The sequence below is a fragment of the Variovorax sp. Varisp53 genome (assembly GCF_059491555.1).
Map to the genome: position 1 here is coordinate 4665969 of NZ_CP168512.1, position 15548 is coordinate 4681516.

Annotated in this window: 17 protein-coding genes; 9 read left to right on the forward strand and 8 right to left on the reverse strand. The window is 67.6% G+C overall.

What is annotated here, in order from left to right; all coding sequences use genetic code 11:
- Positions 1-12 precede the first annotated feature (12 nt).
- The 5 genes from nadB to ACEOAB_RS21820 all read left to right on the forward strand — a co-directional run bounded on the left by nadB (position 13) and on the right by ACEOAB_RS21820 (position 4453).
- On the forward strand, positions 13-1596 hold the full coding sequence (nadB, locus tag ACEOAB_RS21800; RefSeq protein ID WP_056593898.1) for an L-aspartate oxidase: 1584 nt from the start codon (positions 13-15) through the stop codon (positions 1594-1596).
- Positions 1597-1670: 74 nt separating this feature from the next.
- A complete protein-coding gene (panB, locus tag ACEOAB_RS21805) occupies positions 1671-2567 on the forward strand; it encodes a 3-methyl-2-oxobutanoate hydroxymethyltransferase (protein WP_413749656.1) in 897 nt (298 codons plus the stop codon).
- 10 nt (positions 2568-2577) lie between these two features.
- Entirely contained in the window at positions 2578-3420 is an 843-nt protein-coding gene (gene panC / locus ACEOAB_RS21810; protein WP_413749655.1) for a pantoate--beta-alanine ligase, read from the forward strand.
- Positions 3417-4055, forward strand: a complete 639-nt coding sequence (queE, locus tag ACEOAB_RS21815; RefSeq protein WP_413749654.1) for a 7-carboxy-7-deazaguanine synthase — start codon at positions 3417-3419, stop codon at positions 4053-4055. The genes panC and queE overlap by 4 nt, the downstream gene beginning before the upstream one ends.
- Positions 4056-4090: 35 nt before the next feature.
- A complete protein-coding gene (locus ACEOAB_RS21820) occupies positions 4091-4453 on the forward strand; it encodes a 6-pyruvoyl trahydropterin synthase family protein (protein WP_056593910.1) in 363 nt (120 codons plus the stop codon).
- A 117-nt stretch (positions 4454-4570) separates the two neighbouring features.
- Here ACEOAB_RS21820 and nadA read toward each other — a convergent pair whose 3' ends face one another.
- The 6 genes from nadA to ACEOAB_RS21850 all read right to left on the reverse strand — a co-directional run bounded on the left by nadA (position 4571) and on the right by ACEOAB_RS21850 (position 9034).
- Positions 4571-5686 (reverse strand): quinolinate synthase NadA, encoded by a 1116-nt coding sequence (gene nadA, locus ACEOAB_RS21825; protein WP_413751232.1) that lies wholly within the window; start codon positions 5684-5686, stop codon positions 4571-4573.
- Positions 5687-5693: 7 nt separating this feature from the next.
- Entirely contained in the window at positions 5694-6572 is an 879-nt protein-coding gene (nadC, locus tag ACEOAB_RS21830) for a carboxylating nicotinate-nucleotide diphosphorylase (RefSeq protein ID WP_495653108.1), read from the reverse strand.
- Positions 6573-6597: 25 nt separating this feature from the next.
- The gene (locus tag ACEOAB_RS21835; protein ID WP_495653109.1) at positions 6598-7638 is read right to left on the reverse strand and encodes an NAD(P)H-dependent glycerol-3-phosphate dehydrogenase; all 1041 of its coding nucleotides are present in this window, start codon (positions 7636-7638) and stop codon (positions 6598-6600) included.
- Positions 7639-7663: 25 nt separating this feature from the next.
- Positions 7664-8128, reverse strand: a complete 465-nt coding sequence (gene secB / locus ACEOAB_RS21840; protein ID WP_007837580.1) for a protein-export chaperone SecB — start codon at positions 8126-8128, stop codon at positions 7664-7666.
- Positions 8129-8336: 208 nt separating this feature from the next.
- Complete coding sequence (grxC, locus tag ACEOAB_RS21845; protein WP_413749878.1) at positions 8337-8597, reverse strand: glutaredoxin 3; 261 nt, start codon at positions 8595-8597, stop codon at positions 8337-8339.
- A 20-nt stretch (positions 8598-8617) separates the two neighbouring features.
- On the reverse strand, positions 8618-9034 hold the full coding sequence (locus ACEOAB_RS21850) for a rhodanese-like domain-containing protein (RefSeq protein ID WP_007837177.1): 417 nt from the start codon (positions 9032-9034) through the stop codon (positions 8618-8620).
- A gap of 72 nt (positions 9035-9106) precedes the next feature.
- Between ACEOAB_RS21850 and gpmA the strand changes: the two genes are divergently transcribed.
- The 3 genes from gpmA (at position 9107) to ACEOAB_RS21865 (ending at position 12185) form a co-directional block, all read left to right on the forward strand.
- Positions 9107-9850 (forward strand): 2,3-diphosphoglycerate-dependent phosphoglycerate mutase, encoded by a 744-nt coding sequence (gene gpmA / locus ACEOAB_RS21855; protein WP_007837175.1) that lies wholly within the window; start codon positions 9107-9109, stop codon positions 9848-9850.
- Between the two features lie 103 nt (positions 9851-9953).
- Complete coding sequence (locus ACEOAB_RS21860) at positions 9954-11396, forward strand: S41 family peptidase (RefSeq protein ID WP_413749887.1); 1443 nt, start codon at positions 9954-9956, stop codon at positions 11394-11396.
- A 12-nt stretch (positions 11397-11408) separates the two neighbouring features.
- Positions 11409-12185: a HesA/MoeB/ThiF family protein gene (locus ACEOAB_RS21865; protein ID WP_413749879.1), complete on the forward strand. Its 777-nt coding sequence runs from the start codon at positions 11409-11411 to the stop codon at positions 12183-12185.
- On the opposite strand, the gene ACEOAB_RS21870 is transcribed toward ACEOAB_RS21865, so the two are convergent.
- Positions 12182-14191, reverse strand: coding sequence for an AsmA family protein (locus tag ACEOAB_RS21870; RefSeq protein ID WP_495653110.1), 2010 nt, complete (start codon positions 14189-14191; stop codon positions 12182-12184). The genes ACEOAB_RS21865 and ACEOAB_RS21870 overlap by 4 nt on opposite strands.
- A 245-nt stretch (positions 14192-14436) precedes the next feature.
- Between ACEOAB_RS21870 and ACEOAB_RS21875 the strand changes: the two genes are divergently transcribed.
- Positions 14437-14841 (forward strand): response regulator, encoded by a 405-nt coding sequence (locus ACEOAB_RS21875; RefSeq protein WP_413749881.1) that lies wholly within the window; start codon positions 14437-14439, stop codon positions 14839-14841.
- Positions 14842-14886: 45 nt separating this feature from the next.
- On the opposite strand, the gene ACEOAB_RS21880 is transcribed toward ACEOAB_RS21875, so the two are convergent.
- The gene (locus tag ACEOAB_RS21880) at positions 14887-15519 is read right to left on the reverse strand and encodes a response regulator (RefSeq protein WP_007837167.1); all 633 of its coding nucleotides are present in this window, start codon (positions 15517-15519) and stop codon (positions 14887-14889) included.
- Positions 15520-15548: the final 29 nt, after the last annotated feature.

Genomic DNA, 15548 nt, shown 5'->3' on the forward strand with positions numbered 1-15548 from the left:
ATTCCCACGCCTGTGACTTCCGCCGTTCGCGACTTCGATGTCCTCATTGTCGGCAGCGGCCTCGCCGGTCTTTCTGCCGCGCTGCACCTGGCCCCCACGCACCGCGTGGCCGTGCTGACCAAGCGCGCGCTGAACGATGGCTCCAGTGCCTGGGCGCAGGGCGGCATCGCGGCGGTGCTGGCGGCTGGCGACAGCTTCGACGCGCACGTGGAAGACACGCTGGTGGCCGGCGCCGGCCTGTGCGACCCCGGAGCCACGCGCTTCGTCGTCGAGCATGCGCCCGAGGCCATCGGCTGGCTGCGCGAACTCGGCGTGCCGTTCTCGGAAGAAGGCGGCGACCTGCACCTGACGCGCGAAGGCGGCCACAGCCAGCGCCGCATCGTGCACGTGACCGACGCCACCGGCGCGGCCGTGCAGCAGGTGCTGATCGAGCGCGTGCGCCGCACGCCCAACATCACGCTGTTCGAGCACCACACGCTGGTCGACCTCGTCACCGGCACCAAGCTCGGTCTGGACGATCCGTCGTGCCAGGGGCTGTACGCGCTGGACGACAAGACCGACGAGGTGCTGGCCTTCCGCGCGCCGCACACCATCCTGGCGACGGGCGGCGCGGGCAAGGTGTACCTGTACACCACCAACCCCGACACCGCCACCGGCGACGGCATTGCCGCCGCGTGGCGCGCGGGCTGCCGGGTGTCGAACATGGAGTTCATCCAGTTCCACCCGACCTGCCTGTACCACCCGCACGCCAAGTCCTTCCTGATCAGCGAGGCGGTGCGCGGCGAAGGCGGGCTGCTCAAGCTGCCCGATGGCACGCGCTTCATGCCGAAGCACGACGAGCGCGCCGAACTCGCGCCGCGCGACGTGGTGGCCCGCGCCATCGACTTCGAGATGAAGAAGCACGGCCTCGACTGCGTTTACCTCGACATCTCGCACCAGCCGGCCGCCTTCCTCAAGGAACACTTCCCCAACATCCTGGCGCGCTGCCTGGAGCTGGGCATCGACATCACGCGCGAGCCCATCCCCGTGGTGCCGGCCGCGCACTACACCTGCGGCGGCGTGCTCAGCGACCTGAGCGGGCGCACCGACATCCCGGGCCTCTACGCCATCGGCGAGACCGCCTGCACCGGCCTGCACGGCGCCAACCGCCTCGCGAGCAACTCGCTGGTCGAGTGCATGGTGTTCGCGCGCGCGGCGGCCGGCGCCATTGCCGCGACTCCGGTGCGCGAACGCACCGAGCTGCCCGCGTGGGACGAGAGCCGCGTCACCGATGCCGACGAAGCCGTGGTCATCTCGCACAACTGGGACGAGCTGCGCCGCTTCATGTGGGACTACGTCGGCATCGTGCGCACCAACAAGCGCCTGGAGCGCGCGAGCCACCGCATCGCGCTGCTGCAGGCCGAGATCCAGGAGTTCTACGCGAACTTCCACGTCACGCGCGACCTGCTCGAACTGCGCAACCTGGTGCAGGTGGCCGAGCTGATCGTGCGTTCCGCGCAGGCCCGGCACGAGAGCCGTGGCCTGCATTTCAGCCGCGACTATCCTTCGCTCGCCGAGCCCACCGCGCCCACGGTGCTGGTGCCGCCGGCCGACTGATCGACCCACCCGCTTCGTTGTCTTCTTCACTCAAGGATGCCCGGCCACCGACGCCCGCAGGGAGAAACCCAACCATGTCGAACACCACACCCCCCGCACCCGAGGCACCACCGTCCTCGCCCTACGGCACGCTGCCGCCGGCCTCCCCGCTCGCCTCGCGCAAGCCCGTGAGCCTGCCGCGCCTGGCCGACATGCATGCACGCGGCGAGAAGATCGCGATGCTCACGGCCTACGACGCCACCTTCGCGGCCATGGCCGATGCAGCGGGCATCGACTGCCTGCTGGTCGGCGATTCGCTCGGCATGGTCTGCCAGGGCCTGAACAGCACGGTGGGCGTGAGCCTGGACACCATGCGTTATCACACCGACAGCGTCTCGCGCGGCCTGCGCCGCGTGCAGGGCACGACCTGGCTGATCGCCGACCTGCCCTTCGGCAGCTACCAGGAGTCGCGCGAACAGGCCCTGCGCAGCGCCACGGTGCTGATGCAGGCCGGCGCGCACATGGTCAAGCTCGAAGGCGGCGGCTGGACGACCGAGACCGTGCGCTTCCTGGTCGAGCGCGGCATCCCGGTGTGCGCGCACCTCGGCCTGACGCCGCAGACCGTGCATGCGCTGGGCGGCTACCGCGTCCAGGGCAAGGGCGACGCCGCCGGCGCACTGCTGAAGCAGCAGGCCCATGCGCTGCAGGACGCGGGCGCCGCGATGCTGGTGCTGGAGATGGTTCCGGCCGCGCTGGCCGCCGAACTCACCGCCGAACTGCAGCACTGCGCCACCATCGGCATCGGCGCCGGCAAGGCCACCGCCGGCCAGGTGCTGGTGTTGCACGACATGCTGGGCATCAACCTCGGCAAGATGCCGAAGTTCGTGCGCAACTTCATGGCCGATGCGCCGGGCGTGCTGCCCGCGCTCAAGGCCTATGTGCAGGCCGTCAAGGACGGCAGCTTCCCCGACGACCGACGCCACGCCTGGTAAGGAACCGCTCATGTACATCGCACACACCGTCGCCGAACTGCGCGACCACCTCGCCGCCTTCAAGCGCCCTGCCTTCGTTCCCACCATGGGCAACCTGCACGACGGCCACCTGGCCCTGGTGAAGCAGGCGAAACCGCTGGGCGACGTGACGGTGGCGAGCATCTTCGTGAACCGCCTGCAGTTCCTGCCGCACGAAGACTTCGACACCTACCCGCGCACCTGGGACAGCGACTGCGAGAAGCTGCGCGCCGCCGGCTGCGACGTGCTGTTCGCGCCCGACGAAAGGGCGCTCTACCCCGAACCACAGACCTGCAAGGTGCACCCCGACCCTGCCCTGGCCGACATCCTCGAAGGGCACTTTCGCCCCGGCTTCTTCATCGGCGTGTGCACCGTGGTGATGAAGCTCTTTCAGTGCGTACAGCCGCGCGTGGCCGTGTTCGGCAAGAAGGACTACCAGCAACTGATGATGATCCGTCACATGGTGCGGCAGTTCGCGCTACCCATCGAGATCGTGGGCGGCGAGACCTTCCGCGCGGAGGACGGGCTCGCACTGTCGTCGCGCAACGGCTACCTGAGCAAGGACGAGCGCGCGGAGGCGGTGCAGCTGTCGAAGGCGCTGAAGGCCATGGCCGAGGCGGTGCGATCGGGCGAACGCGACCTGGCCGCGATCGAAGCGCGGGCCATGCAAACGCTCACGCAGCGCGGCTGGCAGCCGGACTATCTGGTGCTGCGGCGCCGCTCAGACCTGCAGGCACCGGCCGTCAGCGAACCGCTCGTGGCGCTGGCCGCTGCGCGCCTGGGCACCACGCGGCTGATCGACAACCTGGAAATCGAAGCTCCCTCCGCCTTATGACTTACAGCGTCAAGGAAATCTTCTACACCCTGCAGGGCGAAGGTGGCCAGGCCGGCATGCCGGCCGTGTTCTGTCGCTTTGCGGGCTGCAACCTGTGGACCGGCCGCGAGGAAGATCGAGCTTCGGCCATCTGCCGTTTCTGCGACACCGACTTCGTGGGCACCGACGGCACGCTGGGCGGCAAGTTCAAGAATGCCGACCAGCTCGCCGACACCATCGCCGCGCAATGGCCGGCGAACGACGCCGAGCATCGCCTCGTGGTGCTGACCGGCGGCGAGCCGCTGCTGCAGGTCGATACGGCGCTGGTCGATGCGCTGCATGCGCGGCGCTTCCGCATCGCGGTCGAGAGCAACGGCACCGTCGAGGCGCCCGAGGGCATCGACTGGCTGTGCATTAGCCCCAAGGCCGGTGCGCCGTGGGTGCAGCAGCGCGGCCAGGAACTGAAACTGGTGTGGCCGCAGACCGAGTTCGACCTCGACACGATGGCACGCACCGGCGAGTTCACGCACCGCTTCCTGCAACCCATGGACGACCCCGACCGGGTCGCGAACACCGAGCTTTGCATTGCCGAATGCATGAAGCAACCCGTGTGGCGGCTCAGCGTCCAGACGCACAAGATCACTGGCATCCGCTGAGTGACGGCCCTTATTTTTGAGTTTCCTTTTTGACGATGCGCTTCACCATCAGCCAACGCTTTTTCTTCGACGCCGCCCACACGCTGAAGCGCGAGATCGAAATCGAAGGCAGCCGCCGTATCCACGGCCACACGTACCACGCCGAGGTCTGGCTCGCGGGGGAACGCGATCCCGTGACGGGGATGGTGATCGATCTTGGGTTGCTGCGCCGTCGGCTGGAAGACGTGCGCGAGCAGTTGGACCATCACCTGCTGGACGACGTGCCGGGGCTGCATCCGCCGACGCTGGAGAACCTGTGCGTGTTCATCGCGGATGCGCTGCCGGACCTGCGGCCGTCGCTGGCGCGCGTGAAGGTGTGGCGGGAGGCGCTGGGCGACTCCTGCACCGTGGATTTCTAGGTTTTTCTCCCTCCCCCGCTGGGGGAGGGCCGGGGTGGGGGCAAGCGGCGTCACCATCGAGCGCTCTGCCTGCCCCCATCCCGACCTTCCCCCAGAGGGGGAAGGAGCAAGACGGGGTCAAGCCGCGCCGATGCCGGCAACCAAGCTGCCCGGGGCCTGGCCGTTCTTCAGCCCGGCAGTAAACGCCAGCATGCGGTCGATCGGCACACGCGCCCGCAAGCCCAGCGCCGGATCGACATGGATCTCGCCCGCACCGCTCTCCAACGCATTCGCCAGCTCCACCAGCCCGTTCATCGCCATCCACGGGCAATGCGCGCAACTCTTGCAGGTGCCACCGTTGCCGGCGGTTGGCGCCTCGATGAAGGTCTTGCCGGGGTTCAGCGTGCGCAGCTTGTGCAGCATGCCGGTGTCCGTGGCGACAATGAATTCGCTGGCGTCCATGCGCCGCGCGGCATTCAGGATGGCCGAGGTGGAACCCACCGCATCCGCCAGCGCGATCACGTCCGACGGCGATTCCGGGTGCACCAGCACCTTCGCCTTCGGGTGCTCCTTCATGAGCAGCTCGAGCTCCAGCGCCTTGAATTCGTCATGCACGATGCAGGCACCGTTCCAGCTGACCATGTCCGCGCCAGTCTGGCGCTGGATGTAGTCGCCTAGGTGGCGGTCGGGCCCCCAGAGGATCTTCTGGCCCGCCGCGTGCAGGGCACTCACCACGTCGAGCGCGCAGCTCGACGTGACGAGCCAGTCGGCGCGCGCCTTCACGGCCGCGCTGGTGTTGGCGTAGACGACCACGGTGCGGTCGGGGTGCTGGTCGCACAAGGCGCTGAACTGCTCGACCGGGCAGCCCAGGTCGAGCGAGCAGTTCGCGTCCAGGTCAGGCATCAGCACGCGCTTTTCGGGCGACAGGATCTTCGAGGTCTCGCCCATGAAGCGCACGCCCGACACCACCAGCGTCTGCGCGGCATGGTCGCGGCCGAAGCGCGCCATCTCGAGCGAATCGCTCACGATGCCGCCGGTTTCCTCGGCCAGGTCCTGCAGGTCGGGATGCACGTAGAAGTGCGAAACCATCACCGCGTTGCGTTCGCGCAGCAGGCGGCGAATGCGCTCCTTCAGCGCGATGCGCTCGTGGGACGAAGGTTCGGGCGGCACGCGGGCCCAGGCGTGGCGCGTGTCGCAGGCCGAGCCTTGCGGCGCGGGCTGTTCGTAGTCGATGTCGATGACCGGAGACGACATGGGCGGATCAGCCTTCCTGGAAACGCATCGAATAGTCGATGGCTTTGACATCCTTGGTCAACGCGCCCACCGATATCCGGTCGACACCGGTTTCGGCCAGGGCGCGCAGGCCGTCCAGCGTGACGCCGCCGGAGATTTCCAGCACGGCCTTGCGGCCTTCGCCCGCTTCGTCGTTGATGCGCACGGCTTCGCGCAGCGTGGGCAAATCCATGTTGTCGAGCAGCACCATGCGCGCGCCGGCGTCCAGCGCCTCGTGCAGTTGGGCCAGCGTTTCGACCTCGACCTCGACGAAGGCGGCCTGTGCAGCCACCGGCGCCACGGCGCGCAGGGCGGCCGCCACGCCGCCAGCTGCGGCGATGTGGTTTTCCTTGATGAGCACCGCGTCGTACAGGCCGATGCGGTGATTCAGGCCACCGCCGGTGCGCACGGCGTATTTCTGAGCGAGGCGCAGGCCCGGAATCGTCTTGCGGGTGTCGACGATGCGGGCGCGCGTGCCACGCACGGCGTCGGCATACAGGGCGGTCTTGGTGGCAACCCCGCTCAGCAATTGCAGGAAATTGAGCGCGGTGCGCTCGGCCGTCAGCAGTGCGCGGGCAGAGCCTTCGATCTCGAGCACGGTCTGGTCGGCCGCGCAACGCTCGCCTTCGGCGCAAAGCCAGTGGATGCGCACGCCGGGGTCGAGCTGGCGCAGCGTGGCCTCGACCCAGGGCGCGCCGCACACGACGGCGGATTCGCGCGCCAGCACGCGGGCGCGGGCGGTGCGGACGGGATCGACCAGCGACGCGGTGAGGTCGCCGTCGGCAACGTCATCCTGCAATGCGCGGGTGGCATCGGACAGGGCCAGCGCGGCCACGGCCGACGCTGAAAAATCGAAGCGAAGGCTCATGGCTCTTTGTCTCTGCGTTTTTTCTTCAGGAGGATTGACGAGGGGAAGCCTCGGCGCCTGGCTGGACCGATTCCGGCACCGGGTCGCGGCCCGTCAGGGCGGCCACGGCGTCCTGCGGGCTCACGCGGCCGTCGAGCAGGGCGACCACGCCCTCGGCGATCGGCATCTCGACACCAAGGCCGCGCGCGCGCTGCACCACGGTGCGGGCGCAATACACGCCTTCGGCCACATGGCCCAGCGAATCGACGGCCTGCGCCAGCGTGCGGCCCTGGGCCAGCAGCAGGCCGACCTTGCGGTTGCGCGACAGGTCGCCGGTGGAGGTCAGCACGAGGTCGCCCAGGCCCGAAAGGCCCATGAAGGTCTCGGCGCGGGCGCCCAGCGCGAGGCCGAAGCGGGTCATTTCGGCGAGGCCGCGGGTGATGAGTGCCGCGCGGGCGTTGAGCCCCAGCGCGAGGCCGTCGCACAGCCCGGTGGCGATGGCCAGCACATTCTTGACCGCGCCGCCCACTTCCACGCCCACGATGTCCTCGTTGGCGTAGACGCGCAGCGCGGGTCCGTGGAAGGCGTCGACCAGTGTGTCGCGCACGGCGGCATGCGGGCTGGCGGCCACCAGCGCGGTCGGCCGCCCTTCGGCAACCTCCTGCGCGAAGCTGGGGCCGCTGAGCACGCCCGCTCTCAAATCAGGAGCAACCTGCGCCCATATTTCGTGGGCCAGCAGGCCAAAGGATTCGGGAGAGCTGTCGAGCGCGGGCTCGACGCCCTTGCACAGCCACGCCACCGCCGCGGTGGTACCGCGCAGCGCGACGAGCTGTTCGCGCAGGGCGGCCATGGGCGTGGCCACGATGACGAGGTCGGCGCCGGCCTGCGCCTGGCCGATGTCGCCCGCGCGCACGGCGAGCGAGGCCGGCAAAGCCAGCCCGGGCAGGTAGCGGGTATTTTCGCGCGCGGCCGACATGGCGTCGGCCTGGGCGGCATCGCGCGCCCAGAGCGTGACCTCGTGGCGAGCCGCCGCGTTGACGGCGACTGCCGTGCCCCAGGCACCGGCGCCATGAACGCAGATCTTCATCGGCGTTGGCGGCGTCTGTGCCGGTTTACTGCGCGAGGGTCGGCGCGGCTTGGCCGGCGGCCTGCGCCTGCTGCTGTTCGTACATCGCCTGGAAGTTGATCTCGGCGAGGTGTACGGGCGGGAAGCCGCCGCGCTGGATCACGTCAGCAACGTTGCCGCGCAGGTACGGGTAGACGATCTGCGGGCAGGCGATGCCCAGGATCGCGCCCATCTGGTCTTCCGGCAGGTTGCGGATCTCGAAGATGCCGGCCTGCTTGGCCTCGACCAGGAACACGGTCTTGTCGCCGATCTTGGTCTGCACGGTGGCCGAGACGGTGATCTCGAAGATGCCGTCAGTCACGGGCTGGGCGTCCACGCCGAGCTGGATGTCGACCGTGGGCTGTTCCTGTTCCAGCAGGATCGCGGGCGAATTGGGTTGCTCGAGCGACAGGTCCTTGAGGTAGACGCGCTGGATCTGGAACACGGGATCTTGGGCTTGCTGGTCGGCCATGACTGAACTTTCGAGGATCAAAACAATGCCCGCCGGGGAGAGGTTCCCGCAGCGGGCTGCAGATGAATGGACTCAAGATTATCGCCCCACGATGAGGCTCATCCGTGAAACACCGCGGAACCGGCTTTGCCGGGCCGCTGGTGTTGCCCCCGGTAGGGGGTTGGAGAAGCGACACGAAGTGCGCGAAGCCTGGGGGAGAGCAGCCTATTTACGCGCCCTGCAGCAGGGGCACGAGGCCGCCGCGGCCGTCGAGGGCCATCAGGTCGTCGCAGCCGCCCACATGGGTGTCGCCAATGAAGATCTGCGGCACCGTGCGGCGCTGGGTGATCTCCATCATGGTGTTGCGGGCCTGCGGGTCGGAGTCGATGCGGATCTCCTCGATCTGCTCGACCCCCTTGGACTTCAGGATTTGCTTCGCACGAATGCAGTAGGGGCAGACGGCGGTGGTGTACATCTTGACGGCTTGCATGCTCTCTACCTTGGGAAGACTCAGGCTTTTTCAACCGGCAGGTTAGCGTCTTTCCAGGCTTTGAGTCCGCCAGCCACGGCTTGGGCCTGCTCGTAGCCCAGCTTCCTGGCCATGGCCACGGCACGCTGGGCGCGGGTGCCGGTGGCGCATACCAGCAGCAGCGGCACGGTCTTGTTCTTGACAGCACCCGTCAGCTTTTCCTCGAGCTGGTTCAGGGGCACGTTCTTGGCGCCGATCATGTGGCCGGTGGCGAATTCTTCCGGCTCGCGCACGTCGACCAGCACCGCGCGCTCGCGGTTGATGAGCTGCACGGCGCCCTGGGCCGTGAGCGTTCCGCCGCCCGCACCCCGTACCAGCGGCCAGGCCAGCATGGCGCCGGAGCTGAGCGCGATCAGGATCAGCATCCAGTTCGCGGTGACGAATTCGATCAATTTCACGGGGGTTCCTTGAATGGCAAACCGGGGATTTTAGAATGCGAGGTTTCGCAAGCGCAGCCAAAGGCCTCCCACATGCACAAACTGGTATTGATCCGTCACGGCGAATCGACCTGGAATCTCGAAAACCGCTTCACCGGATGGACCGACGTCGACCTGACGGAAACCGGCGTCGAGCAGGCCAAGCAGGCCGGCCGGCTGCTCAAAGCAGAAGGTTACGACTTCGACGTCGCCTACACCAGCGTCCTCAAACGCGCCACCCGCACCCTGTGGCACACGCTCGACGAGCTCGACCGCACATGGCTGCCGGTGGTCCATTCCTGGCGCCTGAACGAGCGCCACTATGGCGGCCTGCAGGGCCTGAACAAGGCCGAAACCGCCAAGAAGTACGGCGACGAGCAGGTGCTGGTCTGGCGCCGCAGCTACAACACCCCGCCCCCGCCGCTGGAAGCCGACGACCCGCGCAGCGAGCGCAGCGACGTGCGCTACGCCAAGCTGTCGCCCGAGCAGATCCCGCTGACCGAGTGCCTGAAGGACACGGTGGCGCGCGTGCTGCCGTTCTGGAACGAATCGATGGCGCCGGCCATCCGCACCGGGCGCCGCCTGGTCGTCGCGGCCCACGGCAACTCGATCCGGGCGCTGGTGAAATACCTCGACGGCATCTCCGACGACGCCATCGTCGGCCTGAACATCCCGAACGGCATCCCGCTGGTCTACGAGCTCGACGACGACCTCAAGCCCATGCGCCACTACTACCTGGGCGATGCCGCGGCCGCCGAAAAGGCCGCCGCCGCGGTGGCTTCGCAAGGTAAAGGCTGAAGAAACCCTTTTCTGCCGGTCCCTACGTGGAACCCCGGCAGGCAAATTGCTTCCAAGCTGTGTATATTGGTTTGACAGCCGCCGACAAGGACAACCACTCATGATGGGCCAGAAACTGAAGATCACCGGCTGGGTCGCCGCCGGCGCCGTTGCCGGCGTCCTGACCACCGTCTCGTTGCAGACCGTCGCACGCGGATCGCTTGCGCCGCTGCCGCTCGAGGAATTGCAGCAACTCGCTGCCGTCTTCGGCATGGTCAAGAGCGACTACGTCGAGCCGGTCGACGAGAAAAAGCTCATCTCCGACGCCATTTCGGGCATGGTCGCCGGTCTCGACCCGCATTCCCAGTACTTCGACAAGAAGTCCTTCAAGGAATTCCGAGAGGGCACCACCGGCCGCTTCGTCGGCGTGGGCATCGAGATTTCGCAGGAAGACGGCCTGATCAAGGTCGTCTCGCCCATCGAAGGATCCCCGGCCTTCCGCGCCGGACTGAAGCCCAACGACCTGATCACCAAGATCGACGACACCGCCGTGCGCGGCCTGTCGCTGAACGAGGCGGTCAAGCGCATGCGCGGCGAAGCCAACACCAAGGTGCTGCTGACCATCTTCCGCAAGGACGAGAGCCGCACCTTCCCGGTCACGATCACGCGCGAGGAAATCCGCACGCAATCGGTCCGCGGCAAGATCATCGAGCCCGGCTACGGCTGGATCCGCCTGTCGCAGTTCCAGGAACGCACCGTCGACGACTTCGTGAAGAAGATCGACGAGATGTACAAGGAAGATCCGAACCTCAAGGGCCTGGTGCTCGACCTGCGCAACGACCCGGGCGGCCTGCTCGACGCGGCGGTGGCGGTGTCGTCGGCCTTCCTGCCCGAGAACGTCACGGTGGTCACCACCGACGGCCAGCTGGCCGAAAGCAAGTCGGTCTACAAGGCGGCGCCGGAGTTCTACCAGCGCCGCTCCGGAAGCGACCCGCTGCGCAGCCTGCCGGCCGCGCTGAAGAACGTGCCGCTGGTGGTGCTGGTGAACGAAGGCTCGGCCTCGGCCAGCGAAATCGTGGCCGGCGCGCTGCAGGACCACAAGCGCGCGACCGTCATGGGCAGCCAGACCTTCGGCAAGGGCTCCGTGCAGACGGTGCGCCCGCTGGGCCCCGACACCGGCCTGAAGATCACCACGGCGCGCTACTACACGCCGAGCGGCACCTCCATCCAGGCCAAGGGCATCGTGCCCAACGTGCTGATCGACGAAAGCGCCGAAGGCAGCCCGTTTGCCGCCCTGCGCATGCGCGAAGCCGACCTCGAGAAGCACCTGGCCAGCGGCCAGGGCCCCGAAGTCAAGGACCCGGAACGTGAAAAGGCCCGCGACGAAGCCCGCAAGCGCCTCGAGGAAGAAGCCAAGAAGCCGCCGCAGGACCGCAAGGTGCCCGAATTCGGCACCGACAAGGACTTCCCGCTGGTGCAGGCGCTCAACCGCCTGAAGGGCCAGCCGGTGCTCGTGAGCAAGACGCAGGTCATCGTCGACAACAAGGAAGAAAAGAAAGAGAACTGAGCCGGGCGGCGCATGGAAGATAGCGATCTGCTGCGCTACTCGCGCCACATCCTTCTGGAGGAGTTCGGCATCGACGGGCAGGCGCGCGTCAGTGCCGGGCGAGTTCTTGTCATAGGTGCCGGCGGGCTGGGCTCGCCGGTTGCCCTTTACCTTGCGGCAGCAGGCGTCGGCCACATCGCGCTGGTCGACGACGACGAAGTCGATCTCACCAATCTCCAGCGCCAGGTCGCCCACACCCATGCGCGGGTGGGCCTCGCCAAGGTCGAATCGGCCGCGCAGGCCATGCGCGACATCAACCCCGACATCGCCATCGAAACCCACGCCCTGCGCGCCGACGAGGCGCTGCTGTCGCGCCTGGTGGCCGAGGCTGACGTGGTGGTCGACTGCTGCGACAACTTTGCCACGCGGCATGCCGTCAACCGCGCCTGCGTGGCCCATGGCAGGCCGCTGGTGGCCGGTGCGGCGATCCGCTTCGACGGGCAGTTGAGCGTCTACGACACGCGTGACGCCGCCTCGCCCTGCTACGCCTGCCTGTTTCCGCCCGATGCGGCCTTCGAGGAAACGCGCTGCGCCGTCCTGGGTGTGTTCGGCCCCGTGGTCGGGACTATCGGCACGCTGCAGGCCAGCGAAACGCTGAAGCTGCTGGCCGGCATCGGGCCGTCGCTGGCGGGCAGGCTGCTGATGTTCGACGGACGCAGCACCTCATTCGACACGCTGCGCGTGGCGCGCGACCCGCACTGCAGCGTCTGCGCGCAGCGCCCCGCCCTACCCGTCCACGGCGTCATCTAGGGCTGCTTTGCGCCCTTCGCGCGGGCTGCACCCTTGGCGGGCGCCCCGGCCGCGGGGGTGTTCGCCTGAGCCAGCACGCCTTTGCAATCGGAATCCGCGCCCGGACCGGTTTCGACGGTCGCGGCCAGTGCCAGCAGCGGATTGACGGCGCCCAGCGCCAGCGCGGCCAGACCGCGTCCCGCCAACGGCCCCGCCTGCAGGCCGCCCCTCGGCGCTCCGAAGGTGCCATTCAATACCAGCGGCGTGCGGATCGACAGGATGTTCTTGCTCTTGGGCTCCGGGTGGATCACGAAGTCGAGCCCCTCGGTTGCCAGGTTGGCCTGGCCGGTGGCGATGAACACGGCGTTGGTCGTGTCCACCATCATCGTGCGCCCCGTCATCAGCCCCTTGTTCACGTCGAAGGCCAACGCCGCGCAGCGCAGCTCGACGTTGCGGTCGCCGCGCAGCACGAACTTGATGATGTCACCGCCCACCAGCGTCGCGAACACCGGCAGCAGGTTGCCGAACTGGCCGCGCCCCGACATGACCGCCACGTCGCCCGACACGCCCCCGAGCCAGTTGGCCACGGTACTGCCGGAGCCCGACAGGTTGATGCGCCCGTCCAGCCGCCCCACGCTGTTGCCCGTCGTTTCGAGCTTGGGAAAGAGGCGGGCCAGCTGCATCGCCCGCACGTCGAGCGAGGCGCGGATATCCGCCGGGTTCTTCGAGGCATCGATGCGGATCGCGCCGGCGAACCTGCCGCCAGCCATGCCGAGGTCGAGCGGATCGAGCGTGAGCACGCCGTTGGCCAGCTTGACCTGCACGCTGCCGCGCTCGAGCGGGATGTCGCGCACGTTGCGGATGCGGTCGGCCGTGTACTTCACGTCGGCGTTCATCGCGCGCACGCGCTCGAAGTCAAGCGGGGTCGCGGGGAGCACCTTGCCACCCGGGCGCCTGACCTGCGTGATGGTCGGGGGCGGGGCCACGCCTTCCACGGCGTTGGCAGTGCGCGCCGTGGGCTGCAGGCCGATCAACGGGCCGAGGTCGTCCATGTCCATCACGCGCGACCGCAGCTCGCCCGCCAGGTACGGCAACTGGCCGGCCTGGTCGAAGCGCATGTCGCCGGCGATGTCGGACAGTCCCAGCCTGCCGTTGAGGCCGGTGGCCTGCCACAGCTTGCCGCGCTTGCCCAGCTTGCCGCTCAGGACATAGGGCGAAGTCTGCGGCAGCGCGATGCCGAGCAGCGGGTACAGCGCGCCCAGCGTCTGGCCCTTGATCTCGAACTTGGCGTCGATGCCGTCGAGCCCCGACAGCTCGGCCATGGTGCCGGCGGCCTTCAGCTGGGTCTGGCCGGCGGCCGCATTGATTTCCATCGGGAATGGCGGCGCACCCGCGGCATTGATCTGCAGCACGTTGCCGGTGCGGCCACTGGCGGTCAGCGGTTGGCCCTTGTAGCGGCCCTTGATGCGGTAGTCGAGCGGCATTTCGCCGCGGCTGCTGTCGTAGCTCAGGTCGGCATGCAGGTCGACGGCCAGGTGCTTGGCAAGGAAGTCGACCACGCCGGTATCGACCTGGATGAGGCCGATGTCGGGCACCGTGCCGGGGTCGGAGGTGTCCTTGCCGAGCGCCCAGGTTCGGCGCCCGTCGGCCTCCATCTGCAACCCGAGCGTGGGCGAAAACAGCAACAGCCGCGGAATGACGACCTTGCTCCTGATCAGCGGCCAGACGCGGATGTCGAACTCGGCGCGGTCCGCCTTGACCAGGTACGGGTCGCGCGCCCAGGAGGGATTGGCAAACTCGATGCCGTCCAGCTTGACCGTCGCCTGCCCCCAGCCAAGGCCCACGTCGAGCCGCCGCGTGATCTCGAACTTGCGCCCCGTTTGCTCGCTGACATAGCGGCTGACCGGTCCGCGCAGCGTGTCCCAAGGAAAGAAGACGAGCGCGATGAGCAGCGCCGCGAACAGCAGCACGACGAATGCGAGCAGCTTCTGCCAGAGAGGCCGGTTGCGAAGGATCATCGTTGCCATGGGTCATTGTCACTCCGGGCATCGCGTCGTCCGGGTCGGCGGCGGGCCGCAAAAACCGTGAGGCGCCGCCTACGAAGGTGCGTTGCAGACTTGGGCGGGTGTACGCGTCGGAACCCGCCTACAACAGCCGCACGCCGAAGCTTGCATGATGGGGCGACAGAAGCGTCCCACACTCGATATGCAGGCGGTCATGGAGCTAGGCGCCGCGAATGCGCCTGCCAACCTCAGAGGAAGCGCGGTTCGGCATGCATTCCAGATTGCAGACCTACGTCGTCGAAGACAACCTCACGATCCGTGAAAACCTCATTGGTACGCTCGAAGAACTTACCTGCACCACGGTGGTTGGCTTCGCCGAAACCGAAAGCGGCGCCCGCGCATGGCTGCTCGGCCACGATGGCGAGTGGGACCTCGTCATCGTCGATCTCTTTCTCAAGCAAGGCAGCGGCCTGGGGGTGCTCCAGGCCTGCCAGTCGCGCAAGCCCGTGCAGAAGGTAGTGGTTCTCAGCAACTATGCGACGCCCGACATCAGGCGGCGTTGCGCCGAGTTCGGGGTCGATGCGGTGTTCGACAAGTCGAACGAAATCGACGCGCTGGTCGACTTCTGCATCGGGCAGGCCAAGGCGCTGCATTCCTCGTCCGGAACGGGTTGAAGAAGGAGCCGCTGCATGGGGCCCCTTCCCGCTCGCTGGCCGATCTCAATCGATCAGCTTGTTCTTCAGTGCGTAGTACGTGAGGTCGCTGTTGGAGGAGAGGTTCATCTTCTCCATCAGGCGCGTGCGGTAGGTGCTCACGGTCTTTACCGACAGCGACAGCGTCTTGGCGATGTCGCCGGCGGTCTCGCCCTTGGCGAGCTTCAGGAACACCTGGAACTCGCGCTCCGAGAGCTGCTCGTGCGGCGCGGCGTCGTCCTTGCGGTCGAGCTGGCGGGCCAGCAGTTCGGCCACAGCGGGCGTGATGTAGCGCCGGCCCAGCGAAATGGTGCGAATGGCGTTGACGATCTCGATGGGATCGCATTCCTTGTTCAGGTAACCGCTCGCACCCTGCCGGATCAGGTTCATCGCGTAGTGCTCTTCAGGGTAGCCGCTGAGGATCAGGATGCCCACGTCCGGCGCCTTGGCGCGAATCATCGCGAGCGCGTCAATCCCGCTCTGCCCCGGCATCGAAAGATCCATGACCAGCACGTCCAGCTCCGTGGTGCGCACCAGTTCGATGGCCTCGCGCCCGCTGGCCGCTTCACCCGCCACGCGCAGGTCCACGTGCTCGGAGAAGAACTGCCGGAGGCCCGATCGCACGATGGCGTGGTCGTCCACAATTCCGATTTTGATCATCTGTTACTTTCGTCGTTGTGTTGCGGGCA

Bases quoted from the DNA above. Each gene is read 5' to 3' on its own strand.
- ACEOAB_RS21820 (WP_056593910.1), top strand. From the start codon at position 4,091: ATGCGCTTCACCATCAGCCAACGCTTTTTCTTCGACGCCGCCCACACG.
- ACEOAB_RS21880 (WP_007837167.1), bottom strand. From the start codon at position 15,519: ATGATCAAAATCGGAATTGTGGACGACCACGCCATCGTGCGATCGGGC.
- ACEOAB_RS21875 (WP_413749881.1), top strand. From the start codon at position 14,437: ATGCATTCCAGATTGCAGACCTACGTCGTCGAAGACAACCTCACGATC.
- queE (WP_413749654.1), top strand. From the start codon at position 3,417: ATGACTTACAGCGTCAAGGAAATCTTCTACACCCTGCAGGGCGAAGGT.
- nadA (WP_413751232.1), bottom strand. From the start codon at position 5,686: ATGTCGTCTCCGGTCATCGACATCGACTACGAACAGCCCGCGCCGCAA.
- ACEOAB_RS21870 (WP_495653110.1), bottom strand. From the start codon at position 14,191: ATGGCAACGATGATCCTTCGCAACCGGCCTCTCTGGCAGAAGCTGCTC.
- ACEOAB_RS21835 (WP_495653109.1), bottom strand. From the start codon at position 7,638: ATGAAGATCTGCGTTCATGGCGCCGGTGCCTGGGGCACGGCAGTCGCC.
- ACEOAB_RS21860 (WP_413749887.1), top strand. From the start codon at position 9,954: ATGGGCCAGAAACTGAAGATCACCGGCTGGGTCGCCGCCGGCGCCGTT.
- panC (WP_413749655.1), top strand. From the start codon at position 2,578: ATGTACATCGCACACACCGTCGCCGAACTGCGCGACCACCTCGCCGCC.
- ACEOAB_RS21865 (WP_413749879.1), top strand. From the start codon at position 11,409: ATGGAAGATAGCGATCTGCTGCGCTACTCGCGCCACATCCTTCTGGAG.
- nadC (WP_495653108.1), bottom strand. From the start codon at position 6,572: ATGAGCCTTCGCTTCGATTTTTCAGCGTCGGCCGTGGCCGCGCTGGCC.
- secB (WP_007837580.1), bottom strand. From the start codon at position 8,128: ATGGCCGACCAGCAAGCCCAAGATCCCGTGTTCCAGATCCAGCGCGTC.
- gpmA (WP_007837175.1), top strand. From the start codon at position 9,107: ATGCACAAACTGGTATTGATCCGTCACGGCGAATCGACCTGGAATCTC.
- panB (WP_413749656.1), top strand. From the start codon at position 1,671: ATGTCGAACACCACACCCCCCGCACCCGAGGCACCACCGTCCTCGCCC.
- grxC (WP_413749878.1), bottom strand. From the start codon at position 8,597: ATGCAAGCCGTCAAGATGTACACCACCGCCGTCTGCCCCTACTGCATT.